Annotated in this window: 23 protein-coding genes; 14 read left to right on the top strand and 9 right to left on the bottom strand. The window is 58.5% G+C overall.

The features are described 5' to 3' along the window. Nucleotides 1–27 precede the first annotated feature (27 nt). From HGP12_RS33945 to HGP12_RS08185, 5 genes are all read left to right on the top strand, one after another. The gene (locus HGP12_RS33945) at nucleotides 28–606 is read left to right on the top strand and encodes a hypothetical protein (protein WP_246703284.1); all 579 of its coding nucleotides are present in this window, start codon (nucleotides 28–30) and stop codon (nucleotides 604–606) included. Continuing rightward, nucleotides 590–1,762 carry a YcaO-like family protein gene (locus HGP12_RS08200; protein WP_168839403.1) on the top strand — a complete coding sequence of 391 codons (1,173 nt, stop codon included), beginning with the start codon at nucleotides 590–592 and terminating at the stop codon, nucleotides 1,760–1,762. The genes HGP12_RS33945 and HGP12_RS08200 overlap by 17 nt, the downstream gene beginning before the upstream one ends. Beyond that, nucleotides 1,759–2,463 carry a TfuA-like protein gene (locus HGP12_RS08195; RefSeq protein WP_168839404.1) on the top strand — a complete coding sequence of 235 codons (705 nt, stop codon included), beginning with the start codon at nucleotides 1,759–1,761 and terminating at the stop codon, nucleotides 2,461–2,463. Before HGP12_RS08200 ends, HGP12_RS08195 begins: the two co-directional genes overlap by 4 nt. 105 nt (nucleotides 2,464–2,568) lie before the next feature. After that, a complete protein-coding gene (locus tag HGP12_RS08190; RefSeq protein ID WP_168839405.1) occupies nucleotides 2,569–2,790 on the top strand; it encodes a hypothetical protein in 222 nt (73 codons plus the stop codon). A gap of 304 nt (nucleotides 2,791–3,094) precedes the next feature. Next, nucleotides 3,095–3,667 carry a hypothetical protein gene (locus tag HGP12_RS08185; RefSeq protein ID WP_168839406.1) on the top strand — a complete coding sequence of 191 codons (573 nt, stop codon included), beginning with the start codon at nucleotides 3,095–3,097 and terminating at the stop codon, nucleotides 3,665–3,667. 419 nt (nucleotides 3,668–4,086) lie between these two features. Here HGP12_RS08185 and HGP12_RS08180 read toward each other — a convergent pair whose 3' ends face one another. Continuing rightward, on the bottom strand, nucleotides 4,087–4,290 hold the full coding sequence (locus HGP12_RS08180; protein WP_007693942.1) for a cold-shock protein: 204 nt from the start codon (nucleotides 4,288–4,290) through the stop codon (nucleotides 4,087–4,089). A 551-nt stretch (nucleotides 4,291–4,841) separates the two neighbouring features. Between HGP12_RS08180 and HGP12_RS08175 the strand changes: the two genes are divergently transcribed. From HGP12_RS08175 to HGP12_RS08135, 9 genes are all read left to right on the top strand, one after another. After that, nucleotides 4,842–5,201, top strand: a complete 360-nt coding sequence (locus HGP12_RS08175) for an SPW repeat protein (RefSeq protein WP_168839407.1) — start codon at nucleotides 4,842–4,844, stop codon at nucleotides 5,199–5,201. A gap of 488 nt (nucleotides 5,202–5,689) precedes the next feature. Next, nucleotides 5,690–6,505, top strand: a complete 816-nt coding sequence (locus HGP12_RS08170; protein ID WP_168839408.1) for a DUF2189 domain-containing protein — start codon at nucleotides 5,690–5,692, stop codon at nucleotides 6,503–6,505. Nucleotides 6,506–6,603: 98 nt separating this feature from the next. Beyond that, nucleotides 6,604–6,990 (top strand): cytochrome c family protein, encoded by a 387-nt coding sequence (locus tag HGP12_RS08165; protein ID WP_168839409.1) that lies wholly within the window; start codon nucleotides 6,604–6,606, stop codon nucleotides 6,988–6,990. A gap of 166 nt (nucleotides 6,991–7,156) precedes the next feature. Further along, nucleotides 7,157–7,972: a cytochrome c oxidase subunit II gene (locus tag HGP12_RS08160; protein WP_168839410.1), complete on the top strand. Its 816-nt coding sequence runs from the start codon at nucleotides 7,157–7,159 to the stop codon at nucleotides 7,970–7,972. Nucleotides 7,973–8,027: 55 nt separating this feature from the next. Further along, the gene (locus HGP12_RS08155; RefSeq protein ID WP_168839411.1) at nucleotides 8,028–9,806 is read left to right on the top strand and encodes a cbb3-type cytochrome c oxidase subunit I; all 1,779 of its coding nucleotides are present in this window, start codon (nucleotides 8,028–8,030) and stop codon (nucleotides 9,804–9,806) included. Then, nucleotides 9,803–10,507: a cytochrome c oxidase subunit 3 gene (locus HGP12_RS08150; protein WP_168839412.1), complete on the top strand. Its 705-nt coding sequence runs from the start codon at nucleotides 9,803–9,805 to the stop codon at nucleotides 10,505–10,507. The genes HGP12_RS08155 and HGP12_RS08150 overlap by 4 nt, the downstream gene beginning before the upstream one ends. Nucleotides 10,508–10,519: 12 nt before the next feature. Next, nucleotides 10,520–11,242, top strand: coding sequence for a heme-copper oxidase subunit III family protein (locus tag HGP12_RS08145; RefSeq protein ID WP_168839650.1), 723 nt, complete (start codon nucleotides 10,520–10,522; stop codon nucleotides 11,240–11,242). 10 nt (nucleotides 11,243–11,252) lie between these two features. Next, a complete protein-coding gene (locus HGP12_RS08140) occupies nucleotides 11,253–11,585 on the top strand; it encodes a cytochrome C oxidase subunit IV family protein (RefSeq protein WP_168839413.1) in 333 nt (110 codons plus the stop codon). A gap of 217 nt (nucleotides 11,586–11,802) precedes the next feature. After that, the gene (locus HGP12_RS08135; protein WP_168839414.1) at nucleotides 11,803–12,732 is read left to right on the top strand and encodes an MYG1 family protein; all 930 of its coding nucleotides are present in this window, start codon (nucleotides 11,803–11,805) and stop codon (nucleotides 12,730–12,732) included. A 260-nt stretch (nucleotides 12,733–12,992) separates the two neighbouring features. Here the strand turns inward: HGP12_RS08135 and HGP12_RS08130 are convergent, their stop codons facing one another. The 8 genes from HGP12_RS08130 to HGP12_RS08095 form a co-directional block, all read right to left on the bottom strand. Further along, on the bottom strand, nucleotides 12,993–13,364 hold the full coding sequence (locus tag HGP12_RS08130) for a hypothetical protein (protein WP_168839415.1): 372 nt from the start codon (nucleotides 13,362–13,364) through the stop codon (nucleotides 12,993–12,995). A 403-nt stretch (nucleotides 13,365–13,767) separates the two neighbouring features. After that, a complete protein-coding gene (locus HGP12_RS08125) occupies nucleotides 13,768–15,696 on the bottom strand; it encodes a M48 family metallopeptidase (RefSeq protein WP_168839416.1) in 1,929 nt (642 codons plus the stop codon). Nucleotides 15,697–15,704: 8 nt separating this feature from the next. After that, entirely contained in the window at nucleotides 15,705–17,741 is a 2,037-nt protein-coding gene (locus tag HGP12_RS08120) for a DUF4034 domain-containing protein (RefSeq protein WP_168839417.1), read from the bottom strand. A gap of 179 nt (nucleotides 17,742–17,920) precedes the next feature. Beyond that, nucleotides 17,921–19,063: a fumarylacetoacetate hydrolase family protein gene (locus HGP12_RS08115; RefSeq protein ID WP_168839418.1), complete on the bottom strand. Its 1,143-nt coding sequence runs from the start codon at nucleotides 19,061–19,063 to the stop codon at nucleotides 17,921–17,923. Nucleotides 19,064–19,244: 181 nt separating this feature from the next. Further along, nucleotides 19,245–20,615: an alpha-glucosidase/alpha-galactosidase gene (locus HGP12_RS08110; protein ID WP_168839419.1), complete on the bottom strand. Its 1,371-nt coding sequence runs from the start codon at nucleotides 20,613–20,615 to the stop codon at nucleotides 19,245–19,247. An 18-nt stretch (nucleotides 20,616–20,633) separates the two neighbouring features. After that, a complete protein-coding gene (locus tag HGP12_RS08105; RefSeq protein WP_168839420.1) occupies nucleotides 20,634–22,304 on the bottom strand; it encodes an ABC transporter ATP-binding protein in 1,671 nt (556 codons plus the stop codon). Nucleotides 22,305–22,318: 14 nt separating this feature from the next. Continuing rightward, on the bottom strand, nucleotides 22,319–23,446 hold the full coding sequence (locus tag HGP12_RS08100) for an ABC transporter permease (RefSeq protein ID WP_168839421.1): 1,128 nt from the start codon (nucleotides 23,444–23,446) through the stop codon (nucleotides 22,319–22,321). Continuing rightward, on the bottom strand, nucleotides 23,446–24,456 hold the full coding sequence (locus HGP12_RS08095; RefSeq protein WP_168839422.1) for an ABC transporter permease: 1,011 nt from the start codon (nucleotides 24,454–24,456) through the stop codon (nucleotides 23,446–23,448). The genes HGP12_RS08100 and HGP12_RS08095 overlap by 1 nt, the downstream gene beginning before the upstream one ends. Nucleotides 24,457–24,591: the final 135 nt, after the last annotated feature.

The following is a 24,591-nucleotide window of genomic DNA, read 5'->3' as shown; positions in this document are numbered from 1 at the left end:
GCCCTCCATGATGAGAAGGGTGATCGTATGAATGTACCAAGACAGGCGCTGCTCATGCTGGCCTATCTCTACAATTGTCGACAGCCGATGCCGCAGAAGGATCTGGCGGCTTTTCTCTGGCCTGGCGATCTTCAGGCCGCCGGCGCCAATTTGAGGTCGGCCCTTTTGCGTTTGGCGAGCGCGACGCCCAAATCATCCAGGCTGCTGATCAGCGGTGTTGCGACGAGCCTCGCATTGAACTTCGACGCATTGCGGTGCGATCTGGATGCTGTCGAAAATGCGTCCGGCGTTGCCAGGCTTGGCGCGCTTGCCGATGCCCTCGCGGAGGTTGCAACCGCGCTGGAACTCAATCCGCTTGCTCCGGACTACTATTATTGGACCGCAGCAGGAGCCAGCTATTTCCTTGGGGAATATACTGAAGCATTGGCTTATCTGGACAGGATGAGAGACCCGGGGCCAGCAAGCAGGCTTGCGGCGGCAAGCTGGGCAATGCAGGGGGATCTTGCCAAGGCTGCATCCTGGCGGGCCAAAGGGGTCAGAGTTGCTCCGCGGCCTCAGGCCTTTATGAGCGTTAGGCGCTCGTTCATCCGTGTCGAACAATTTTAGGGCGTGCCCACCTGGCGAAACACTTTTTAGGGTTTCGCCCTACTTGGAACGGCTTGGCATAACCCGTGTTGGCCGCCAGACCGAGCTCGATCGCATAGGCATTCCCGTTTGGTGTGCCTACGCCCCGAATTCCAAGGCGATCGTGATCGCTCAGGGAAAAGGTCTGGACGACGTCTCCGCGAAAACATCCGCGGTGATGGAAGCGATCGAGCGATCGGTCGCGACCCAACCTTTCTGTTCAGCGTTGATGGCAAGTCAGGATGATCTTGCCGCAAGCGGTCATGCGATCGATTGTTTGGACGATCTGCTGGCGATCGGCGCGCAACCGGTAGAGACCAACGAACAAATCAGATGGTCCCAAGCCCACGATCTGGTGAAGAACACCTCAATGTTCGTACCCTTCGAGGCCATTCATCTTGACCGAACGCATGTCAGCCCGCGATTTTGGGTGTCATCGGACGGATTGGCGTCGGGAAATACCTGGCACGAGGCAGTCCTGCACGGGTTGCTGGAGCGGGTAGAGCGGGATGCTTGCGCCCTCTGGAATGTTGGCGAGCCGGCGTGCCGGTATGCACGCCGGATAGATCCGCATAGCATCGAAGATGAAGGTATTCGCGAGATGCTGGAGAAGATTTTCTCCGCGGACTTCGATCTCGCCCTTTTCGATGTGACGTGCGATCTAGGCGTTGCCTCCGTCGTCGCATTGCTGCGGCCGAGAGGCGACGACGGCTCGCTGAGATATGTCGACTTGACCATGGGGGCGGGAGCATCCTTGTCCCCCGATGTGGCCGCGGCCCGGGCGATTTCCGAGGCCGTGCAGTCGCGGATGACGTTCATTGCCGGTGCCAGAGATGATCTTGTCCCGGAGCTGTTCTCACGCCGCGCCGATCCCGCTCACCTGCAGTCGTTCCAGGCGCGATACACGACGAACCTCAACGAATTGCCGACGATGATGGCCAAGTCCACGCGGGATGCGCTCGACCGCCTAGTCGAAACTCTGTCGGGATGCGGTATCGACCAGCTTTATGCAATCGAACTCGCACCGGAATGGCTGCCGGCATCGGTCACAAAGGTTTTCGCGCCGCAACTCGAACATCCGGACGGGGGTCGCCGAATTCGTTTCGGCAGCCGCGCGCTGTCAAGAGGTTTCCTATGAAAGTGATCTTCGTAGGCCCGAGCCTGCCCGATGCCAAAGCGCTTGCCGACCGCACGATGGTCATACGACCGCCAGCATGCCAAGGCGACGTCGTGAAAGCTCTTGAGGATGGGGCTGTCGCCATCGGCCTTATCGACGGTCAGTTCGAATTCGTCGCGCCGGTCTGGCACAAGGAGTTACTCTTTGCCCTATCCCGAGGGGTCCCCGTGTTTGGGGCCGCCAGCATGGGAGCGCTGCGTGCGGTGGAGTGCCAGACTTACGGCATGGTCGGCGTCGGCCGGATCTTCGGCGACTATGCTTCCGGCTGCCGCGAGGAGGATGCGGACGTCGCTCTTCTTCATGGCCCGGCGGAATTGGGCTATCCCGCTTTGTCGGTGCCACTGGTCAATGTCGATGCGACAATCGAGGCTGCGATTGGCCAAGGTATTATCGGCAGGCAAGAGGCTCTGCGGCTCTCCCAGGCAGCCCGGCGTGTATTTTTCAAGGATCGGACCTGGAGGCGTGTTGCCGAAGCCGCCGATATGGATGCGGCGCAGGTGAGGGCACTCGTCGCAAAAGCCTGGACCGACCAGAAGCGTCAAGATGCGATCGAGCTTATGCGCGCAATTGCTGGGGCGCCGTTGCACGCGCGCGTAGCGGACTGGTCTTTCAATGCGACACCGCTCTGGCGCGAGCTCTTTCCGCAACTTTACCGCATGTAGTTGATTCTCAATGCAGTCATTACGTGTGCAACGCTTTTGCAACGCACCTCATCAATCGAAATATGCCAATCTCCCCTCACGAAATCATTTTATGGGGCCTTAAGAGTGGTTGATTTTGAAGGACAGGAACGTCAGAGCGAGATCTTGGCGCTCGCAAAAATGATGCAGTATGCCGGTCAAATTGCCGGCGAGCTCGATGCACCGCAGGCGGTGTTTCTGATAAAGGCAGCGCAAGCCGCTCTTTTTTCGATTTTAGAAACCGAGTTCCCGATGCTCCCTCGCGTGCATCTGAAAGGGCTTGTTAGTGACACGCATGGTAACTGCTAGCAACGAGCTTTGGTTCTTCTAACGTCATCGATTGATACATTTATTTGATACCGCGCTGACACACAGAAACTTCGAGAGATCCAGCTTGATCAGAAGAATAGGAAGCAGGGTGGGCTGGCCCGCAAGAAAGGTAAGCTCCGCCGATACGGCAGGCATCGTTGCGGATTTCAAAGGGCCTCAAGCAAATATGAGGGGCGCGGTCATGATGCTTGCAGTGATTATTGTTGCGTGGCTCACCATTGCCTGCGGCATCTGCCGTTCGTTGAACTGGCTCTGATCTCCGGCTGCCAACACTGATCGCGACATGACCCCGGTCATGCCTCAAGGACAATTGTTTATCACGCCCATCGGCGTCGAAATCTTATGCTGCTTCACACTGCCGAGTACACTGGCCATTCCGCAAATTCTATGGGCAACAGTCACCGGCGGAAAAAGCCTAGAGCAATTCCAGGAAAAGTGCATAGCGGTTCTCCGTCCGGAATTGCGTAGAAAAGGAAACTTAGCTGGCATATGGCAGTCTCTGCTCATGCCAAGCTCACGTGGGGTTGCAAGCAATCTCGCGGTGGAGAGGATCATGGAAAGGTTGAAACGTCTCGCACAAGGCGATCTGTCGCAAAACGAACTCGAAGTTCTAAAGCGAGTGTTCGATCTCGTTACCAGGCAGAGCTGGTTCGACGATACTCAATATAGCCGGGAGGGTTTTGCCGCCGCGCTGGTCGGGCTGTTTCGGTGTGGAATGACTAATCCGACTCAGCTAGAAAGAATCGCGATGTTTTGGGCATTGAGCGACTTTTCCCAAAGCATGTCGAATGGCCAACGGGCCAAACTGAGATCGCTCTACAGCCGAGGCGAGGCAGAGCGGCAAGTTTGCTATTGAAAGGATACGAACTTTCGATCGGGCTGATTTCGACTTGCCCATGGCCGTAGAAATCAAACAGACAGAGCGTGTGAGGCGCGTGCGATTTAATCCGCCAGGGCTTTGGTCGCCATCTCTGACAGTCCCTGCTAGACGGTTATTCCGGAAACTTTGAGATCGTGGGCGACAGCGGCCTTGCTGGAACCCGCCACGATGCGATCACGGATCTTAATGTTAGCGCTATGTGCCCACCTTCGATGCGCCAGATTGGCAGCCGAATGCGGACAGGTATCGTGAAAAGACCCCAGTCAAGTCTGCAAACAATCGCTTATTGCGCCCGCGGGATCTAGGGTTCAGATCCCGTCGAGAGCATGAGATTGGTTTTAGCCTGTTTCCGTTTTCAACAATGAATCAGGCTAAATCCTCACTAGATCATGCGATCAGAGTACGCTGACGTTTTCGGCCTTTGACTTTCCAGTCTTGCGATCCTGGCCCAACTCGTAGCTGACCTTTTCGCCTTCTCTGAGCGAGCCGCCGCGCTGCAAGGCAGACACGTGAACGAACACATCGGTTCCTCCATTCTCGGGGGTAATGAAGCCAAAACCTTTGTCCTCATTGAAAAATTTCACTGTACCTGTAGGCATGGTAGTTCCTCTTCAATTGTGTGGCGAGCTTGACTCGCCCACCGAACTTATAGTTCGCATGCTTCACGAATAACAGCCGGGAATTTTTCTTTATTTTCACAATCGCCGATGCCCCTCCAGGAGTCACAAGCCAAGATGCTGCAAAATCTCCGCGCAATTGCCAGCGGGCAAGCCGCTCGGCGAAATCATATTGCTTCACGGCAACGGCAACGGCTTCGACGCCAAGCTCAGTAGGGGCTGCCGGCTGAGAGGTAAAGCAACAGCCAAGCCGAGGCACAAAAGTAGAGATTGAAGCCGCGCTGGGGGCAATCGACAGTATCAATCGGAAATATCCGCCCAGTTGAAGTTGAAGGGCAATATTACGCCATGCCGGGCAGGTCAGCCATGATGGATAACTTAACCATCCATAGCGGCTGAAATCTCAAACACGCAATGGAAGCATCGCTCGCGCTTTATCTTGAAATAGGAATTATAGTAATTACTTATATAGTTAGGCGAGAATTTCGCGCTGGATGTAGCCATCTTGGGCTTCTTATTGGGAGGAGGTTGTTATGGCAATCACTCTGATGGAAAGAAAAAAGACGCTAAATTGGATAAATCTGCTTCTGGGAGCGTGTTTATTTGTCTCCCCGTGGATCTTCGGCTTTACAGCCGAGATGATACCCAGCTGGAACGCATGGATAGTTGCCGTCCTTTTGGGCGTGTTTGCGATCGCGGCGCTTTCAGTATTTGCTGAATGGGAGGAATGGGTCAATCTGGCACTCGGTCTGTGGCTGATTGCATCTCCCTGGCTGCTCGGTTTTGTTACCAATGCAAACGCCATGTGGACGGATATCGTTCTTGGCGTGCTCGCTGCCGCTGCATCACTATGGGTAGTCTGGGATGTTCATCATCCCCACGCCCACGCTTAGGTACGGACACGAGCCAGATATCGATTATACCCACCGTGCAAGCGGCGGTATCTGGCGAGTGTTCAATTGGCGTCAGTCTAAGCTTTGGAACAGGCTCCGCCCTGATCTTGGGTGAGAGTGCGGATCGAGGATGGATCCTGAGCACCGATAGCATCGTCCCCATAACCGACATCAGCTTCCAAGCACTCCAGAGACTGCTTGGACGCCCAATTTAGTGTTCCAAAGCCAAAAGCCGGCTACGCGACGGTCGATGGGCAAGACTTCACCGCCATAGGCGGGCATCCTCTTCAAGAGGTTCGCGTCGGAAATTGTCAATCGTTCCGGCGCCGAGAAGCGGCAAGTGATTGGTTTTCCAATTTCTAATTTAAGGAATAGGCGACAAGGACAGCAGAATTTGATAGGTTCATGACCACCGGTTGCGGTTTGACGTGTCGGTAACATTTGCTGAGCGTCTTTGCATCACCGGATTGCAGCGGAGGAGGGGTGCTATGGCCGCATTTCATGTCATGGCCGATGCGAGCGGTGAATTCGCGCGCCCGGAAGTCATGAAGATAACCGTCGCGGATCTTATGGATGCGCTGAGATCGGGACTTGATGACTTCAAAGACAAACCGTCCCATTACGTTTTTCTCTGTCTTATGTATCCCATCGCGGGCTTCTTCCTGGTCATGTGGAGCTCCAACGCCGATCTGCTGCCACTGCTTTATCCCTTGATATCGGGCTTTGCGCTGGTTGGTCCGATCGCGGCCCTTGGCCTTTATGAAATCAGTCGACGTCGTGAGCAGGGAGTGGATAGCTCGTGGCATCACGCGCTGGAGGTCCGTCATTCTCCAGCACTGCCATCGATCATTGCGGTCGGCCTCATGCTGTTGGCGTATTTCGTCGCCTGGCTGATTGTTGCGCAGCTCATTTACACCATGACCGTCGGCGAGGGCGGCCTGACCTCGATCTCCACTCTGTTGTCGGAGGTGCTGACGACCTCACGAGGTTTCTCGCTCATGCTTTGGGGCAACCTGGCCGGGTTCGTTTTCGCAATCTTTGCGCTGGCGACAACGGTGGTGACCTTCCCGCTGCTGCTCGACCGGGATGTCGATGCAGTCGCAGCAGTGAACACGAGCATCCGCGCCACACTCTGCAATCCGGGGCCGGTTGCGCTTTGGGGATTGATCGTTGCGGCGCTGCTCGCCATCGGCACGATCCCGATTTTTGTCGGCCTTGCGGTCGTCATGCCTATCCTCGGACATTCGACCTGGCACCTGTATCGCAAATTGGTTGTTCCAATCTATCCCAACCGTACGTCTTGAGTTTGCAAGGAATCCGCTTCGGCAACACCTTGGCGCCGCTGGTCCTATCTGATGAATTTGCTGGCCTTGGAATAGCGATGGAAAGAATGAGGATTGCCATGTCTTACCGTTTTCTTCCGATCTGTCTGCTTCCTGCCGTTGCTTTACCGCTTGCCGCCTTTGCACAGGAAGGTGACGCGACGGCAGGAGCCACCGTTTTCAAGAAATGCGCCATCTGCCATATAGCCGAAACGGACCAGAACAAGATCGGTCCCTCGTTGAATGGCCTGTTCGGCAGAACGGCCGGAACACACCCGAATTTCGCCTATTCGCCGGCCATGCAGGAGGCGGGCAAGGGCGGTCTCGTGTGGAACGAGACGTCGCTCCGCGACTATTTGCACGATCCCAAGGCGAAGGTGAAGGGCACCAAAATGACCTTCGTCGGGCTGAAGGACGATACCGAGATTACCAATCTGATTGCCTATCTGAAGCAATACTCCAAATAGCGCGATGGCTGATATGGACGAACTGTTTTCCGTGTCGCCGATCGGATCGGCGGGGATAAACCACTACCTTTGCTGCAATTGCCCGGGTGAATTGTTCATGAGATAATACTAAAACGTTTCGCGATGAAATTGTGGAAACGTTCGCGGCCGGGTCAGGGAGGAGACGATGGCTGTCGTATTGATTCTCGTTCTGCTGGTGGTGGGATCGATCGGGTTCCATCTGCTGAGCCCTTGGTGGTGGACGCCGATCGCGTCCAATTGGAGCTATATCGACAATACGATCGTCATCACGTTCTGGATCACCGGCGTGGTTTTCACGGTCGTCGTGTTGTTCATAGCCTATTGCGTTTTCCGCTTCAGACACCGCGCCGGAAACCGCGCGGCATACCAGCCTGAAAACAAGCGGTTGGAATGGTGGCTCGCCGGCGGAACGGCAATCGGCGTGGCGGCAATGCTCGCACCTGGCCTGTTCGTATGGAAACAGTTCGTCACGGTCCCGCCCGATGCCAGCGAGGTCGAAGTCGTCAGCCAGCAATGGCAATGGAGTTTCCGGCTGCCGGGCGCGGACGGACGGCTCGGGAGAGCGAACACGCGCGATGTTACTCCGGACAACCCGCTCGGTTTGAACAAGAGCGATCCCGCCGGGTTGGACGACGTCATCGTCGAAGGCGGCGAGCTGCATATACCTGCCGGCAAACCGGTCAAGATGCTTCTGCGCTCGATCGACGTCTTGCACGATTTCTACGTACCGGAATTCCGGGCAAAGATGGACATGATTCCCGGCACGGTGACCTATTTTTGGTTCACGCCGACACGGACGGGAACCTTCGAAGTTCTCTGCGCGGAACTATGCGGGGTCGGTCATCCGCAGATGCGCGGCACGGTCATCGTCGATACCGATACCGCCTATCAAGCCTGGCTGCAGCAACAGCCGACTTTTGCGAAATCGCTGGCGTCCGTGGAAAAGTCGGCGGCGAGGTAAGTGCCTCGGCACTCGAGGAGGAAGGCCGCATCGGAGGGAACAGGGAGGAAGGAATATGGTCGACATTGGGTCCGGCACCGAGCAGGTCATCCAACCCGCTGAAGTCGAGGATGTGGAGCTTTACCATCCGAAAAGCTGGTGGACGAGATATGTCTTCAGCCAGGATGCGAAGACCATCGCCATCCAGTATTCCCTAACCGCCATTTCGATCGGCATGGTGGCGCTGGTATTGTCGTGGCTGATGCGGCTGCAGCTCGGCTTTCCCGGCTACTTCTCCTTCATCGACGCGGAGCACTATTATCAGTTCATCACCATGCACGGCATGATCATGGTGATCTACCTGTTGACAGCGCTGTTCCTCGGCGGCTTCGGCAACTACTTGATCCCCCTGATGCTCGGCGCGCGCGACATGGTGTTTCCCTATGCGAACATGTTGAGCTACTGGCTCTATCTGCTCGCGGTTATCGTGCTGGTCGTCGGCTTTTTCGCACCCGGCGGACCGACCGGCGCCGGCTGGACACTGTACCCGCCGCAGGCTCTTCTGTCGGGTACGCCGGGAGGGCGTGATTGGGGCATCATCCTGATGCTGTCTTCGCTGATCCTGTTCATCATCGGCTTTACCATGGGCGGGCTGAATTATGTCGTCACCGTGCTGCAGGGACGTGCTCGCGGCATGACGCTGATGCGGATGCCCTTGACGGTATGGGGCATATTCACCGCCACCGTCATGGCGCTGCTCGCCTTCCCGGCACTTTTCGTCGCCGCCGTCATGATGCTGTTCGACCGCTTGCTCGGCACAAGCTTCTTCATGCCCGCCATCGTCGAGATGGGCCAGCAGTTGCAGCAAGGGGGCGGCAGCCCCATCCTGTTCCAGCATCTGTTCTGGTTCTTCGGCCATCCGGAGGTCTATATCGTCGCACTTCCGGCCTTCGGCATCGTCTCGGATCTGATCAGCACGCATGCGCGCAAGAACATCTTCGGCTACCGGATGATGGTCTGGGCGATCCTCATCATCGCGGCGCTGAGCTTTGTCGTATGGGCGCATCACATGTATGTCAGCGGCATGAATCCGAACTTCGGGTTCTTTTTCGCGACCACGACCTTGATCATCGCCATCCCGACGGCCATCAAGGTCTATAATTGGGTGCTGACGCTCTGGCGCGGCGATATCCATCTGACATTGCCGATGCTGTTTGCACTGGCCTTCATCGTCACCTTCATCAATGGCGGACTGACCGGCCTTTTTCTCGGCAACGTCGTCGTCGACGTGCCGCTGTCCGACACGATGTTCGTCGTTGCCCATTTCCACATGGTGATGGGGGTCGCGCCGATCCTGGTGATCTTCGGCGCGATCCACCATTGGTATCCGAAAGTCACGGGGCGCATGCTGAACGTGACCATGGGCCATATCCATTTCTGGATCACCTTTCTCGGCGCCTATGCGATTTTCTTCCCGATGCACTACCTCGGGCTGCTGGGTATTCCGCGTCGCTATTACGAGCTGGGCGAAACTGCCTTCATACCGCCGTCGGCGCATACGCTGAACATGTTCATCACGGTCGCCGCGCTGATCGTCGGTGCTGCTCAGCTTCTATTCCTGTTTAATCTCGCCTGGAGCCTTCGCTGGGGCAGGCAAGCCGGCGGCAATCCATGGCGGGCAACGACATTGGAATGGCAGACACCACAAACGCCGCCGGCTCACGGAAATTGGGGCAAGGAGCTGCCGATCGTCTATCGCTGGCCGTATGATTACAGCGTTCCCGGAGCGGATCAGGACTTCCTGCCGCAAAACCAGCCGGCCTCGTCCGGGCCGTCCGAAAGGGCGTTGTCATGAGCGCAATTCTCATCTTCATGGCAGGCATCGCCGGCATCATCGCCTGGTGGATGGCGAGGCAGCGGTTGACCTCGAAACCCTGGCTGGAAGCGGGCATTGCAGGCGATGCGCCTGACATGCGGGGATCGTCGGCCACCACGGCGAAGGTCGGTCTCGGCATCTTTCTCGCCGTGGTCGGCGCCCTGTTCACGCTCCTCATCAGCGCCTATCTGACCCGCCTCGGCGGCTCCGACTGGTGGAGCATTCCGATCCCGCGATTGCTTTGGGTGAATACGGCCGCCCTTGCTGCCAGCAGCGTTGCGTTGCAGTGGGCCAAAACCGAAGCTCGTTCTGACCAAAGCGAGATGTTGAACACAGCTCTTGCCGTGGCGTTTATGTTGGCGGTTCTCTTCCTTGCCGGGCAGGTTTTGGCGTGGCGGCAACTGGTTGCGGCAGGCTATGTGCTCGCCGACAATCCATCGAATAGCTTCTTCTACATGATCACCGGACTGCACGGCCTGCACATTTTGGGCGGACTTTTCGTACTCGGACGGACGACGATCCGTGCCCGGACCAGCCCTGCGCCGGCGAGAGTCCGCCTGAGCGTCGATCTCTGCGCCATCTATTGGCATTTTATGCTTGTTGTCTGGCTGATCCTTTTTGCGCTCTTCGCCGGCTGGGCAAATAGTTTCGTCGATCTCTGCCGTCAATTGGTCAGCTGAGGAGCTTCGATGATGACCGAATCCATAGAAAGACCGGTACACGATCCACTTCTGCACCCGGCGGGACTGCGCGGCGTCGCGGCCGATCTGTCATCGGACCAGCGGGCGTTCAAGAACGTCTCCTGGGGCAAGGCGATGATGTGGATCTTCCTTTTGAGCGATACCTTCATTTTCGGCTGTTTCCTGCTGGCCTATATGACGGCGCGCATGTCGACCACCGTCGCCTGGCCCAATCCCAGCGAGGTTTTCGCCCTGACGATCGGGGGCAAGGAAATCCCGCTGATCCTGATCGCCATCATGACCTTCGTCCTTATCAGCAGCAGCGGCACGATGGCCATGGCCGTCAACTTCGGATACCGCCACGATCGCCGCAAGACCGCGGCACTGATGTTGGCGACAGCGGCCCTCGGCGCGACATTCGTCGGAATGCAGGCATTCGAATGGACCAAGCTGATCAGGGAAGGAGTCCGCCCCTGGGAAAATCCATGGGGAGCGGCGCAGTTCGGTTCGTCCTTCTTCATGATCACCGGCTTTCACGGTACCCACGTCTCGATCGGGGTGCTTTTTCTTCTGATCATGGCACGCAAGGTGTGGCGGGGAGATTTCGACCAGGAAAGGCGAGGTTTTTTCACCAGCCGCAAGGGCAGTTATGAGATCGTCGAGATCACGGGGCTATACTGGCACTTCGTCGATCTGGTCTGGGTATTCATCTTTGCATTCTTCTATCTGTGGTGAGGATGGCATCATGGCGCAGGTACAGGCACATTCGGGACAGCAGCATCCGATAAAACTCTACATGGTGGTTTGGGGGCTGCTTTTCGTCCTCAGCACCTTCTCCTACCTCGTCGATTATCTCGGCATTCAGGGCTATCTCAGATGGTCTCTGATCCTGCTGTTCATGATCCTGAAAGCGGGGCTGATCGTTGCCATTTTCATGCACATGGCCTGGGAACGGCTGGCGTTGATCTATGCCATTCTGGTTCCGCCAGTCCTGGTGCTCGTTTTCGTCGCTCTGATGGTGTCGGAATCGCACTACACGGTCCTCACTCGACTGACCTTTTTCGGCGCGAGCCCTTAAGATTCGGCACCATCTGGCCGCCTGTCATCCTTGAATCAGGGCGCTGAATGCGCTCTGCAAGGCTCGGCAGATTCCCATTCCGGGGCCACACGGCTCCGGCCATCGATGCCGCCGCCAGCCAGGTCGTCCCTCCACTTTGGTGATGAGCGGTTGAGAAGACAGCCAAAACTGGTTATTGCCGGTTCGTCCAATTCGCGAACAGCAAGGTTATGGCGGTATGGCTCCAAATTTCCTCGTTACGCATTCCGGCGGCTTTCATGCCGACGAGGTGTTGTCCAGCGTCATCCTCACGCGGCTTTTCCCTGACGTACGGCTGGTTCGCAGCAGGGCGCCGGAATGGATCACGCCCGGCGCCGATCGCATCGTCTACGATGTCGGCGGCGCTTATGATGCGGCTGCCGGTATTTTCGATCATCACCAGCGCGGCGCACCGCAGCGCGACGATGGTCAGCCCTTCAGTTCCTTCGGGTTGATATGGAAACATTTCGGCCGCGACTATCTGGCCGCCATGTCCGTCCCGGCCGCTTTCGTCGAAACCGTGCGTGCTGCTTTCGATGCGGGCTTCGTATTGCCGGTCGACTTGGTCGACAATGGTGCACTCAGCCCGGACAGCGCCGGTCTGCTGGCCGGACTGACCCTGCCGTCCCTGCTGGAAACGTTGAAACCCGCTTTCGATGAACGGGATCCGCAGGCGACCGACCGGGCATTCCATGCGGCTGTGGCAATCGCCCGCAGTTTTGTCGAAGCCAAGATCAGCGGGATCCACGCGAAGCTGCGCGCCGAAGCGCTGGTGCTGCAGGAGATCGCGTCTTCAGGGCAGGACCGCGTTCTCGAACTGCCGATGGGGATGCCGTTTCGACCAGCCATCGTCAAGGCAGGTGCCGATCATCTCCTGTTCGTGGTGCATCCGCGCGAGGCGGATTGGTGCCTGACCGGAATCCGCCGCGCGGAGGAGGGGTTTGAACTGCGTGCCAACCTTCCGGCTGCTTGGGCGGGGTTGAGCGGCCGCGACCTTGAAGTGGCCACCGGAATTGAGGGCGCCAGCTTCTGCCATAATGGCCGTTTTATCGCAGCCGCGAGAACGCGGGAGGCGGCCCTCGCTCTGGCCGGTCTGGCGGTAGAAGACGCCGAGAAGCGAGCCGGTTGAGGATTGGCTCGAGGAGCAGCTTGCCCGGCTGCATCGTCAGGGGGCGACGCCGGGCCGGAACGGTGTAGGATCGATTGGGGTAGGCGTGTCTGGCCGATCCCCGTTCCGCCTATGCCGCGTCCCGTGCCCGGTGCCGGATTTTTTGCCGCCGGCCCATCACTTGTCGCAACCTTGCTGAAAGCTGGATGCGAAAGCCTGTTCATCGCCATTCTTTTGGCGGCTTGCCGGCCGTGAATTCCGGGTCGCATGGAACACAGCCGTTACTTTTGGTCGAACAGATCGCCGCACGCCTGACAGGCGAAGTACATTTCCTGCTTGTTACATTGAACATGGCCCGTGGCACCCGCCCGGATATTCCAGTCACAGATTTTCCCGCCCCACTTTAACGTGCCCTCTATGTAGCAGGGGGCAAGATCATAATCGTCGTGGAGGACCCTGGCATCAATCTGTTTTGCACGCTTGAAGAATTCCCGAGCCTTTGCAGGTGACAAGGCGACATCCGACTCGCGACACCGATCAGGTTCCTCGGAACGAAAGGCAATGATCTTCAGATCGGCGATCTGTTCGCAATGCGCTGCGGCAGACGTACACAGCAACGCGGCCGCAGTCAGGATGATAATTCGACTAGCCATTTGCGTAGTCCTGCAATCGCGTCACCCGATTTTTTACCAATGTGTCTGGCCAATTCAGCTGGGTCTTGGCCATCCAGCGTCAACCTATGCGTTGAGCGATTTTGACATCGCCTCACCCTGTCTTTGCATTATGTGTGGCAGCACACAATCATATGCCATTTCCGGCGCAATTGTTTGAGATTGGCGGCGGTATCGAACACACCAATTGAGAGGGATCGTTCCAGGCACGATCCGAGGGCGTGATGCTCGACGACGCGATGTTATGGAGCCCTCTCCGGTCGAGATCTCGCACTTCGTCTCCCATGCAGGCAACCGCTGCCATCGCTCAAGGCGGTCCAAAGCTTGAGATCGCAATTGCAATTGGAGGCTCATTTTAGGATGCCGAAATTTCCCGCTGCTGCGATCACTGCGACAGATGCATGGTCTGCGATTTTTCAAGGTTGGTGAGCGGGGGCGAAACGGCCCTGCCTGCATGGGCGATCAGACTATCGGGTGAGCAACAAGCCGAAATATTCTCGGATGGCCCGATGAACACGACGTCCGCATAGATATGCAAGCGTGGCAGCAGACGCTCCAGCAGCCTTTTGCAAGCCGAGGCATTCACATCTTCTTCGCCGGTCAATCTGCCGACCATGCGCATGAACCAGTCATCATAGGCCTCGACGTAGAGGAACCACCCGGGCGCATCCGGTCTGTCGGCCGGCTTGTCGCGGCAAAGCCAAACGGAGCGCGCATGGGCAAAGAGCGGTTGCAATACGCCTTGCAGCAGTGCGACTTCGGATGCGTCCATCCCATGCGGAAAATGCTCGTTGAGCACAAACTGCCCCGCATCTTGGCCGGTCCATAATTTGTCGGCGACATGCCGATGGTGCTCTGCCGTCACCCTGTCTCCCGTCCGCAAGCAGAGTTCGCAAAGACGGCGATGAACGTCATATACGGAGGTCGACGAGTTCTGGCCGATGCGATGCCATAGGGCTATCGCTGCGCCAAAGTCACCATTTTGCTCCAGATCCTCGGCTTCAAACTGAAGAAGCGTGGGATCATCGGGTGAATGTCGCAATCCTTGCGCGATTGCCTCCCGACGAAGGGGACCTGCCGGATCAAATTTTTCCGCCAATTGCGCCAGAAGCAGCCAGTCCCCTTCATCAAACGTCTGCTGCTTGCGGCGGTGCAGCAGCTTTGCGAATTCCTCATGTTGGCGCGCATGCCAGCTCTCTGCGTCCCGCCAGGCTTGGGCGACATTCTCGCACCAGTTGGCGTCGAGCTGCGCGGCTATGCCGGATGCCTCGTTTCCCAGCCAATCCGTGGCTGCGGCCGTTTTCTCAAGGCGCCAGGGCAGGTGACCTGGAAGCGGATCCGTCGGATCAAATCCTGTCGATGCTACGCGCTCGAAAAAGGCAGGATGCGTGCTGCGGGGATCCGGACCCTGACATAGAGCTTCGTGCAGCCAGGCTGCCGCCTGTGCGCCATCGTGCGGACGGCTCTCCGCCGGTTCCGCCAGAAGCTGTGTGAACGGCTGCACCTGAGCCGGTTCATCCACACCGGCTCGCGCGAATAGGCCGGGCCAGAACCGGTCGGACATGGCTTTTTGCCTTAGAGCCAGTGCGAATTCAGCTTCCAGCGCCAGATCGGCACCGCACACTTGAACGGCTTGCGCATCGGCGAACATCTCGCAACGGCGCGAAAATTCCAGCGTTTCTCGCATCATGCGCGGCACGTACCAGGACAGAAACAGTCGAAGCGGCGCGGTGATCAGACGATGATTGCGCTCATGCAGATCAGCCAGCGCTGCCCAGCGCTGGCGCGCCATATAGGCCCAGCGGGCGAAATGGCCATGCTGGCGGGAGATATGCGCGTATTCGTGGGCAATGACCACAGCTGCCTGGTCCCTGGTCAGGAGAGCGAGAAGCGGCAGGCCGAGCACGAGGATATGCTTCGACGGACCGGACCGCGCCGCGGTCTGGTATATGGATGCGTTGAGGTCGTCGTTGACATAGATCGCCGTGAAGGCCGGCGCCTCGCAGGCAAGGCGCAACCGTTCAATGTCGGCGGCAAGAGCCGGAACCTTGCCGGGATCCAGCAATATCCCATTCGAAACCGGCGGTGGCAGCGGTACGGCGCGGGCGCGCAGGACCATCAGCCCATAAAAGAACCATGACAGCGACGGCAAGGCGAGAAGCGCCAGCAGCAGCGGCGAGGACAGAGAAAAAACCAGCAAAAGAGGCGAGAGAACCAGCAGGACACCGGAAAAGAGCAAAAGCGCATCGCCGAAGGCAAGCCAGATCAGGGCTCGCCATCTGCCTTCCTGCGGTGGCGGGAGGAGATTGTTCATCGCGGCGCTTACTTCGGAGGCAGATGCTCTTTTGAAAGCTTCTTTCCAAGGAAGAAGGCCCGCAATGCCCGGCCGGCCATTTTCCATCCCGTCGATCCATAGACCTGCGTTTCCATCCAATCCATTGATGAATGAGTGGGGAAAAGTTCCTTGTAGCGATCGAACCATTGCATGGCGATAAACTCGCTTTTTGGAACGCCATCGCCATGTTTATACGCCAGAACCACCTCGCTATAAGCCTCGCCAGCAAGATGGTCGTCCTCGTGGGTAACGAAGGATTTCATATTGGCGACGGCCTCTTGTTTCTCCTCCTCGGTTCCGTGCCGCCGTCCAACGCTTGCAAGCCTGATGACAGATGCGCCAATTCCGCCCTCCATCGCCTTCACATAGTGGTCGCGGACCCGCTCGAAATTTTGACGGATCGTCAAATCGATCTTGTGAACGTTTTCGAGGCGCCAGGCGTAATTGTAAAAGGCCACCGCTTCCCCTTCCTCGACAGCTCGCTCAAGCCAGCGATCCGCTTCCTTGTCGTCCAGCAATTCCGGTTGGGTATCCGGTCGAATTCCCCTTGTAATATCATACATGCTCGCCGCGCTGGAATAGACACGCCTCTCGGCAAATGCGCGGGTGAGGTGGGTGGCCTCCTTTTGAAAGCCTCCGTCCCATATCATCCTGCAAGCGTGCACCGGCGTAAAAGCGTCCGGCTCATAGAATGGCGCCAACTCGGCCGCCCGGTCGATCAGTCGCGTGGCGATGGCCGGATCGGCCTCGATCCCCCACATGCCGTACTGCCAGGCGAAGGCCGCCATGGTGAGCATTGTCGGCTCGTCGAAACGGCGGGCGGCGGTTTGCAGCACGCGCGCATAAGCGCCTTCCACATCCTCGAAATGCTGGATCAGCATTAGGTTGGTGAAATCCCGGAACGCACCGTCCACTCCGGGATAGGTCCGTGGCGGCTTGCAATAGCGGATGGATTCGACATGGCGCTGATGCGCCAGCTTCGTGTCGGCAAGCGAGTAATGGGTAAAATTGGCGTATTTTCCGAGAGAAATGAAACGCAGGGCATCGGAGAGATCCCGCGCGAGCCAGTTCTTAAAAATCTTCTCTCGGGCGGCGATTTCGCGCACGTCGCCTGGTTGCGGATATTCAGGCAGCGTCAATGCGTCATTAATGCCCGGCCAGCGGATGGAATTGCGCTCTTGCTCGTTCAATTGTGAACACAAAGGGCCGGTGGCGAATTTTTCGACCTCCCCCTCAGAGCCACCCCATCTGGGGCTCAAATACTGCGCGTAGTCCGCCAGGATATCCGGCCATCGCGGTCTGAGCGAAAGGCAATAGCGCAGCCAGTAATAGCCCGGATTTTCGATGTCGCCCTCTTGCGCGGGCGGAAGAGAACCCGGAAGTGCTGCGGTGAGGATGCCCGGCGGCTTCAATCCATACTTGGCGAGCTGAGCACATGCCGCTTCATAAAGGTCGGGGTCGAACTCGTCGCGCTGCATGGTTTTTTCAAGCGGCGTTCCGCGAAACAGTGCGTCGACGAAATCCGGCTGGCCAAGATATTGGCAGATCTGCATCATGGTTTCAGCGGCAAGCGCCGGACGCTCGGAGAGCGTCATTGCCTTCAACAGATGTTCGGCCGCGGTTACACAAGCCATATGGGCGGCAACCCATTGATCTTCGCCAACTTCCGATGCCCAGGCCGCCGTGCGGATATCAGCAGCCCGACGAAAATAATGGTGACCGAGAATATACCACGCATGGTAGGAATCCGGATAGGCCCGGGTCCAGTCATCCAGTAACTCAAGCCGCCGCGCGACATTCACGCTTGCATGGTCAAACAGGCCGGAACTGGTTGCAAGATACACATAGCGATCATCGGGGACATCGCCGGGTTGCCACCATACCGCTTCAAGCGATGCCACTATGCGCTCCACCTCGTCGAAGCGCCGCTCAAGCATTGCCTTTCGCAGTTCTTCCTGCTGACGGAACCGCACCCATTGCGGGCCATCGAGCGGCAAGGGAGACGAGCTTGTGGTCATCTGCATCGGCGGCTCCTTTGCGTCCAGCGCGGGTCGATTGCAATTCGGCCCAACGGAGACCCCGTCGGAAACCATAGGCATGGCCCGAACCGAATCCGGGATCATGCGCGTTTGATGTGTAACGCGAATGCATCACACATTTCAACCATCGGCCGTACTCAGCTCTGCCTGATTTATTCAGGGCCTCAGATCAATCCTCGCTTGGCGAGGTTGCGCATCAGATGCGAAGTTCCGAATGTCCAGGGTAGGCATTCGGTCGACAGCAGCACGCGGTTGCGCAGTGATCCGAGCTTGTCGTTGGAAATAGTGACGATGTCGCCGACCTTGTGGGTGAAGCCTTGCCCTGGCGTATCGCGGTCCTCGACGGGAGCGAAAAGCGTTCCCATGAACAGCACGAAACCGTCCGGATATTGATGATGGCGGCCGATGGTCTGGGAGACGAGGTCGAGCGGATCGCGGCTAATTTCCTTCATCGATGAGCGCCCATGCAGCACATAACCGTCCTCGCCTTCGACCTTCAGGTCGAGATCGGCGTTGCGCACGTCGTCCAGGCCGTAAGTCTCGTCGAACAGGCGGATGAAAGGGCCGATCGAGCAGGAAGCGTTGTTGTCCTTCGCCTTGCCGAGCAACAGGGCCGACCGGCCCTCGACATCGCGCAGGTTGACATCGTTGCCGAGCGTCGCGCCCTTCACACGGCCCTGGCTATCAACGGCAAGCACGATTTCCGGCTCGGGATTGTTCCATTTGGAGATCGGATGCAGGCCGACATCTGCGCCCAACCCGACCGAGGACATGACCTGCGACTTGGAAAAGACCTCGGCATCCGGGCCGATGCCGACTTCGAGATATTGCGACCATACGCCTTCTTCGATCAGGGCAGCCTTGACCTTGGCGGCTTCGGGAGAGCCGGCCTTGAGATTGCGCAGGCTGTCGCCGATCAGCGCGGTCACCTTGCCGCGGATCGCTTCGGCAAGGTCCGGATTGCCGGCGGCGCGTTCCTCGATGACGCGCTCCAGCATCGAACGGGCGAAGGTGACGCCGCAGGCCTTGATCGCCTGCAAATCGATGGGCGCGAGAAGGTGGATGGACGAGAGATCGGCCTTGGCGGTCAGCAAGTCACCGAGCTTGGCGACGGCTTCGCCTTTCTGGGCGCGAACGAACGCAACCGGATCGTCCTTTTCCAGCAGGTCGCGTATGGTCGGCGCTTCCTTCGAAGTGATGTCGTAAAGCGTGCCATCTCGAACGGTGACGAGTGCAGGGCCTTCCACATCCGGGCGCCAGAGGCGACCGACGAATGTTCCGGTGGTGAATGTATCTGAGCTCGCCATGTCGTTCGTCTCCTCCAAACTGCGAGTGTTTTCTAACCCAGGCGAATGTGCTTTGCCACCGGTTATCGATACGATATTCGCCCATGTTTTGGATTTTCACTTTCTCCAACACGGCCAAAGACATAAGGCCCCGCGGCAGCGCCGCGAGGCCTTTTGGGCCGCAAGCCAGGGAGAGAAGGCTTCAGGCGGCCTGAACCTTACGATTGCCGCGCGCCCATTCCGGCAGCCAATCGCCATGAGCGACGAGCAGTTCATCGACCAGCGCCCAGATCTGGTCGAGATCGAGCTCGGCTGCCGTGTGCGGATCCATCATCGCGGCGTGGTAGATGTGTTCGCGATTTTCGGTTATCAGGGCTTTGACCGTCAGTTCCTGCACGTTGATGTTCGTGCGGATGAGGGCCGTCAGCTGCGGCGGCAGGTCGCCGACATAGGTCGGCTGGATGCCGGAGGCATCGACGAGGCAGGCGACTTCCGCCGCGCAATTAAAGGGCAGCGATGTAATGCAGCCATTGTTGCGGACATTGCCGTAGATGACGGAGGGTTCACCGGTCCAGACCGAATTGATGATCGAGGAGGCGTATTCCTTCGATTGCTTGACCTCGATCTTCTCGGCCGTGCGATATTCCTCGGCCTGGCTCTTCCAGCGCGCCACCTGCTCGATGCAGCGCTTCGGATATTCGTCGAGCGGAATGCCGAACTTCTCAATCAGGTCCTCTCGGCCTTCCTTGATGAAGTAGGGTGTGTATTCGGCGAAATGTTCGGAGCTTTCAGTGACGAAATAGCCGAGCCGGGTCAGCATCTCATAGCGCACCTTGTTCGGGCAGCGCGGGTTCCAGCCGGGCTTCGGCGCACGTCCCTCGTGATAGGCGCGCACGAGATCGGGGTAGAGGTTGCGATAGGAACCATCAGCCTGGCGATGCTCGAATTCGAGATAGAAGGCCATGTGGTTGATGCCAGCCGAGCGGTAGCGGATCTCCTCATAGGGAATGTCGAGATCATGCGCCAGTTCCATCGCCGTCCCCTGTACGGAATGGCAAAGACCGACCTGCTTGATCGTGGGGTACTTGTCGCCGATCGCCCATGTGTTGATGGCCATGGGGTTCACATATTGCAGCATGATCGCATCCGGGCAGACAGCGAGCATGTCCTCGCAGATCTTCCAGAGATGCGGAACCGTGCGCAGGCCGCGCATGATGCCGCCGACGCCAAGCGTGTCGGCGATCGTTTGGCGTAGCCCATACTTCTTCGGCACTTCGAAATCGGTGACGGTGCAGGGCTCGTAGCCGCCGATCTGGAAGGCGACGACGACAAAATGCGCGCCGTCGAGCGCCTTGCGCTGGTCGGTAAAGATTTCGACCGTGGCGGGTGCGCCCAGCGTCGAAGCAAGCTTGCGGGCGACGATGGCGCTTTCGTCCAGCCGCTGCGGATTGATGTCCATCAGCGCAATCCTGGCGCCTGCCAGGGCAGGACGCTGCAAGACGTCGCCGATGATATTCTTCATGAAGACGGTCGAACCGGCTCCGATGAATGTGATCTTGGGAGTGCCTGTCATTTCAAAATCTCCTGAATGCTATGAAGCCACCTCGAACGCCGCTCTGACAAGGCGTTCGGTGTAAGCGGTCTTGGGATGCGAGAGAACCTCTTCGACCGGCCCTTCCTCCATGATCTTGCCGTGCTGCATGACAATGACGCGGTGGCAAAGGGCGCGGACGACCTTGAGGTCGTGGGAAATGAATAGGTAGCTCAGGCCTTTCTCGTCCTGCAGCTTGCGCAGGAGGTCGATGATCTGGGCCTGGACGGAAAGATCGAGCGCGGAGGTCGGCTCGTCGAGAAGGATGAATTCCGGCTCGAGTGCGATGGCGCGGGCAATCGCGATGCGCTGGCGCTGGCCGCCGGAAAATTCATGCGGAAAGCGCGAGAGAATGTTGGCCGGCATGCCGGCACTGACGAGCGCCTCCTTGACGCGTTCCAGGCGTTCAGCCTTGTTGGCGCCGAGGTTGTTGACCACCAGCCCCTCGGAAATGATCTGGCCGATGGTCATGCGCGGATTGAGCGACGAGAACGGGTCCTGAAAGACGACCTGCATGCGCGAGCGCAACGGCCGCATTTCGGCGCGCGAGTGGTCATGGATTGCCTGCCCGTCGAAGAAAATCTCGCCGCTATCGGCATCGATCAGGCGCAGCAGCGCCTGGCCGAATGTGGTTTTGCCGGAGCCGGATTCACCCACCAGGCCGAGCGTTTCGTGGCGGCGCAGCTCAAGGTTCAGGCTGTCGACGGCGACGAGCTCGCGCATGTCGGGCTTGAAGAAGCTGCCGTGACGCAGCATGAACGCCACCTTGACGGACTTGCCTTCGAGAACCGTGTCGCAGTTCGGCGGCAGCGGCTTTGCCTGTCCACGCGGCTCCGAGGTCAGCAGATGCTGCGTATAGGGATGCTGCGGATTTGCGAAGAGCGCTTCGGTCGTGTTGTGCTCGCGCATTTCGCCATTCTGCATCACATAGACATAGTCGGAGAACTGGCGCACGACCGTCAGATCATGGGTGATCAGGATCACCGCCATGCCGAGCTGCTTCTGCAGATTGCGGATGAGGTTGAGGATCTGCGCCTGCACGGTGACGTCGAGCGCCGTCGTCGGTTCGTCGGCGATCAGGACGTCCGGATCGTTGGCAAGCGCCATGGCAATCATCACGCGCTGGCGCTGGCCGCCGGAGAGCTGATGGGGGTATTGTTTCAGCCGCGCTTCCGGATCGGGAATCTGCACCTGTTTCAAGAGGTCGAGCGCCCGCTTCTCGGCGTCGCGGCGGCTGACCTTGCGATGAACCCTTATCGCTTCGACGATCTGGCTGCCGATGGTGTAGATCGGATTGAGTGAACTCATCGGCTCCTGGAAGATCATCGAGATGCGGTCGCCGCGCAGCTGCCGGCGCGCGCGCTCGGAGAATTTCAGCACGTTCTTGCCGTCGTAATGCACGGCGGACTTGTCGGAGACGACGGCGCGTTTGGTCAGCAGGCCCATCACGGTGCGGGCCGTTACCGATTTTCCAGAGCCGGATTCGCCGACGATGGCGATGGTCTCGCCGCGATAAAGCTGGAAGGTGATGTCCTTGACGGCATCGACCATGCCGTCCTCGACCTTGAATTTGACGGCAATATTGCGGGCATCGATTACCGGCGAGGCTGTCTTGTTCGCGGCGTCGAACCGCACCTCGGGGGCGAAGGAATTGACGAGTGCAAGAGCCATGTCCGGGTCTCTTCTCAATAGGGGTCGATCGCGTCGCGCAGACCGTCGCCAAGGGCGTTGAAGGCGAAGACGGTGACGAGAACGAAGGCGACGGGGGTGAGGATCCAGGGATAGGAGCCGATGACGGAATAGGTCGACGTATCCTGCAGCATCAGCCCCCAGGAGATCAGCGGCGGCTTGACGGCAAAGCCTAAGAAGCCGAGGAAGGATTCCAGCAGCACCACGCTCGGGATCGCGAGCGTCACCGTCACGATCACGTGGCTCATGACGTTCGGGAAAATATGCTGCAGGATGATGCGCCGGTCGGTCGCGCCGACCGCCATGGCCGCGCGGACGTAATCGATCCGTGCGAGGGCCAGCGTTTTGCCGCGCACCTCGCGTGACATCTGCGCCCAGCCGAGCGCCGACATGACGATGATGACGAAGGCGAGGAAGACGTTGGTCGGTGCCGTCACGGGGATCAGCGAGGTCAGCGCCAGGTAGAGCGGCAATTGCGGGAAGGCCAATACCACTTCGACAAAACGCTGGATCCAGGCATCGAGCGTGCCGCCGAAATAGCCCGATATCATGCCGACCGCAGTGCCGACGACGGTGACGATGGCAACGACCGTCAAGGCGATCATCAAAGAGATGCGTGAACCGTAGATGGCGCGCGACAGCACGTCCCGGCCGAACTTGTCCGTGCCGAGGAAATGGACGGGACCGCCGTCGGTGGCGCCGAAGAGATGCCGGTCGCCGGGGATCAGGCCGAAGAGATGGTAGGGGTCGCCCTTGACGAAGAGGCCAAGCAGACGGGGGTGATCGTAATCCGGGCCGACGATCGGCTGGAAGGTTACGGGATCGAGATCGCTCGTCTCGGCGAGGGCATAGACCCGCGGCTGCAAGACGAAATTGCCGTCCTTGTCGTGAAAGCTGATGACCTGCGGCGGCGCGAAGCCGGTGTCGGTCGCCTTCGGATCGAGCGGTGCGACGAATTCGGCGAAGATCGCCATCAGCAGCAGCAGAACGACGAGGGTAAGGCCGCCCATGCCGGTCCAGGAACGCTTCAGGCGACGCCAGACCAGCGCGATGTAGCTCTCGTTGCCGCTCTTCTGCTTGATCTTTTCTTCCGGCGGCGGCGGGGAGTTGCTGAAGGCTAGCATCAGTGGATCCCTCCCTGTTGACGCACACGCGGATCGAGCAGGGCAAGCAACACGTCAGCGATGATGTTACCAATGATGAGGGTTGCCGACAGCACCATCATGAAGGTTGCGGTCACGTAGACGTCGCCGACCGCCATCGAGCCGACGATCGCCGGCCCGACGGTCGGCAGCGTGAAGATGATCGCGGTCTCGATTTCGCCGGTCAGCATATAGGGCAGGACGACGCCCTGATACATGATCAGGGGGTGCAGCGCATTCGGCACGGCATGGCGCATGACGACGGCGCCGCCGGAAAGGCCCTTGGCGCGCGCCGTCTCCACATATTGGGCATTCAGCGTGTCGAGCAGGTTGCCGCGCATGATGCGCATATTGTAGGCGAGGCCGCCGAACGTGGCGATCGCGACGACCGGCCAGACATGCTTGACGAGATCGGCGAATTTGGCCCAGGACCATGGCGCTCCGCCATATTGCGGCGAGAAGAAACTGCCGATCTCCGAGACGTTGAGCTGGAAGACGAGGATATAGACGATGATCAGCGCCATCAGAAAGCGCGGCACGGTCATGCCGAGGAAGGAGATGCCGGCAAGCAGATTATCGATCCAGCTATATTGCCGCGTTGCGGCCCATATGCCGAAACCGATGCCGAGAATGGATGCGAGGATGTGGCATACCAGCGCCAATGCCAGGGTGCGCGGCAGGCGTTCGCCGACGACATCGGCCACCGGCTTGTTGTAGACCATGCTGTAGCCGAAATCGCCTTTGGTGACGATGCCGCCGATCCAGTTGAAATATTGGACGATCATCGGCTTATCGAGGCCATGTTCCTTGCGGTAGGCCTGCGCCTGCGCATCGGCCTGTTCGAAGGATGCGCCGCCCTGGTTTATCAGCTGCGAGCGGATGTAATCGGCATAATCACCCGGCGGCGCCTGTATGATGGCGAAGGTCACCACGCTCAGGATCAGGAGCACGGGAATGGCGGAGGCTATGCGAACGAGCAGGAATCGTAACATCGGACGGTTCGCTTCTCTTGATGCTGTCGACGATCTCGATCCGGTGAGGACGATATGCGCCAGCGGTTCATGTTTGCCCGGCGATGGCTGATCGCTGGAATGCTTCGAGTTTCCATGGCAGCCGGCGTCATGCCT

The sequence above is a fragment of the Rhizobium sp. P28RR-XV genome, from assembly GCF_012641385.1.
Classification (GTDB): domain Bacteria; phylum Pseudomonadota; class Alphaproteobacteria; order Rhizobiales; family Rhizobiaceae; genus Rhizobium.
Note: the sequence above shows the minus strand (reverse complement) of the source record. Positions and strands in the feature narration are given on the sequence as shown.

What these genes read in the sequence shown, in the direction of transcription:
- HGP12_RS08110 (WP_168839419.1), bottom strand. Translation starts at nt 20,615, where the DNA reads ATGACAGGCACTCCCAAGATCACATTCATCGGAGCCGGTTCGACCGTC.
- HGP12_RS08100 (WP_168839421.1), bottom strand. Translation starts at nt 23,446, where the DNA reads ATGCTAGCCTTCAGCAACTCCCCGCCGCCGCCGGAAGAAAAGATCAAG.
- HGP12_RS08195 (WP_168839404.1), top strand. Translation starts at nt 1,759, where the DNA reads ATGAAAGTGATCTTCGTAGGCCCGAGCCTGCCCGATGCCAAAGCGCTT.
- HGP12_RS08130 (WP_168839415.1), bottom strand. Translation starts at nt 13,364, where the DNA reads ATGGCTAGTCGAATTATCATCCTGACTGCGGCCGCGTTGCTGTGTACG.
- HGP12_RS08185 (WP_168839406.1), top strand. Translation starts at nt 3,095, where the DNA reads ATGACCCCGGTCATGCCTCAAGGACAATTGTTTATCACGCCCATCGGC.
- HGP12_RS08140 (WP_168839413.1), top strand. Translation starts at nt 11,253, where the DNA reads ATGGCGCAGGTACAGGCACATTCGGGACAGCAGCATCCGATAAAACTC.
- HGP12_RS33945 (WP_246703284.1), top strand. Translation starts at nt 28, where the DNA reads ATGAATGTACCAAGACAGGCGCTGCTCATGCTGGCCTATCTCTACAAT.
- HGP12_RS08150 (WP_168839412.1), top strand. Translation starts at nt 9,803, where the DNA reads ATGAGCGCAATTCTCATCTTCATGGCAGGCATCGCCGGCATCATCGCC.
- HGP12_RS08125 (WP_168839416.1), bottom strand. Translation starts at nt 15,696, where the DNA reads ATGAACAATCTCCTCCCGCCACCGCAGGAAGGCAGATGGCGAGCCCTG.
- HGP12_RS08145 (WP_168839650.1), top strand. Translation starts at nt 10,520, where the DNA reads ATGACCGAATCCATAGAAAGACCGGTACACGATCCACTTCTGCACCCG.
- HGP12_RS08180 (WP_007693942.1), bottom strand. Translation starts at nt 4,290, where the DNA reads ATGCCTACAGGTACAGTGAAATTTTTCAATGAGGACAAAGGTTTTGGC.
- HGP12_RS08105 (WP_168839420.1), bottom strand. Translation starts at nt 22,304, where the DNA reads ATGGCTCTTGCACTCGTCAATTCCTTCGCCCCCGAGGTGCGGTTCGAC.
- HGP12_RS08120 (WP_168839417.1), bottom strand. Translation starts at nt 17,741, where the DNA reads ATGCAGATGACCACAAGCTCGTCTCCCTTGCCGCTCGATGGCCCGCAA.
- HGP12_RS08155 (WP_168839411.1), top strand. Translation starts at nt 8,028, where the DNA reads ATGGTCGACATTGGGTCCGGCACCGAGCAGGTCATCCAACCCGCTGAA.
- HGP12_RS08135 (WP_168839414.1), top strand. Translation starts at nt 11,803, where the DNA reads ATGGCTCCAAATTTCCTCGTTACGCATTCCGGCGGCTTTCATGCCGAC.
- HGP12_RS08115 (WP_168839418.1), bottom strand. Translation starts at nt 19,063, where the DNA reads ATGGCGAGCTCAGATACATTCACCACCGGAACATTCGTCGGTCGCCTC.
- HGP12_RS08175 (WP_168839407.1), top strand. Translation starts at nt 4,842, where the DNA reads ATGGCAATCACTCTGATGGAAAGAAAAAAGACGCTAAATTGGATAAAT.
- HGP12_RS08095 (WP_168839422.1), bottom strand. Translation starts at nt 24,456, where the DNA reads ATGTTACGATTCCTGCTCGTTCGCATAGCCTCCGCCATTCCCGTGCTC.
- HGP12_RS08170 (WP_168839408.1), top strand. Translation starts at nt 5,690, where the DNA reads ATGGCCGCATTTCATGTCATGGCCGATGCGAGCGGTGAATTCGCGCGC.
- HGP12_RS08160 (WP_168839410.1), top strand. Translation starts at nt 7,157, where the DNA reads ATGGCTGTCGTATTGATTCTCGTTCTGCTGGTGGTGGGATCGATCGGG.
- HGP12_RS08165 (WP_168839409.1), top strand. Translation starts at nt 6,604, where the DNA reads ATGTCTTACCGTTTTCTTCCGATCTGTCTGCTTCCTGCCGTTGCTTTA.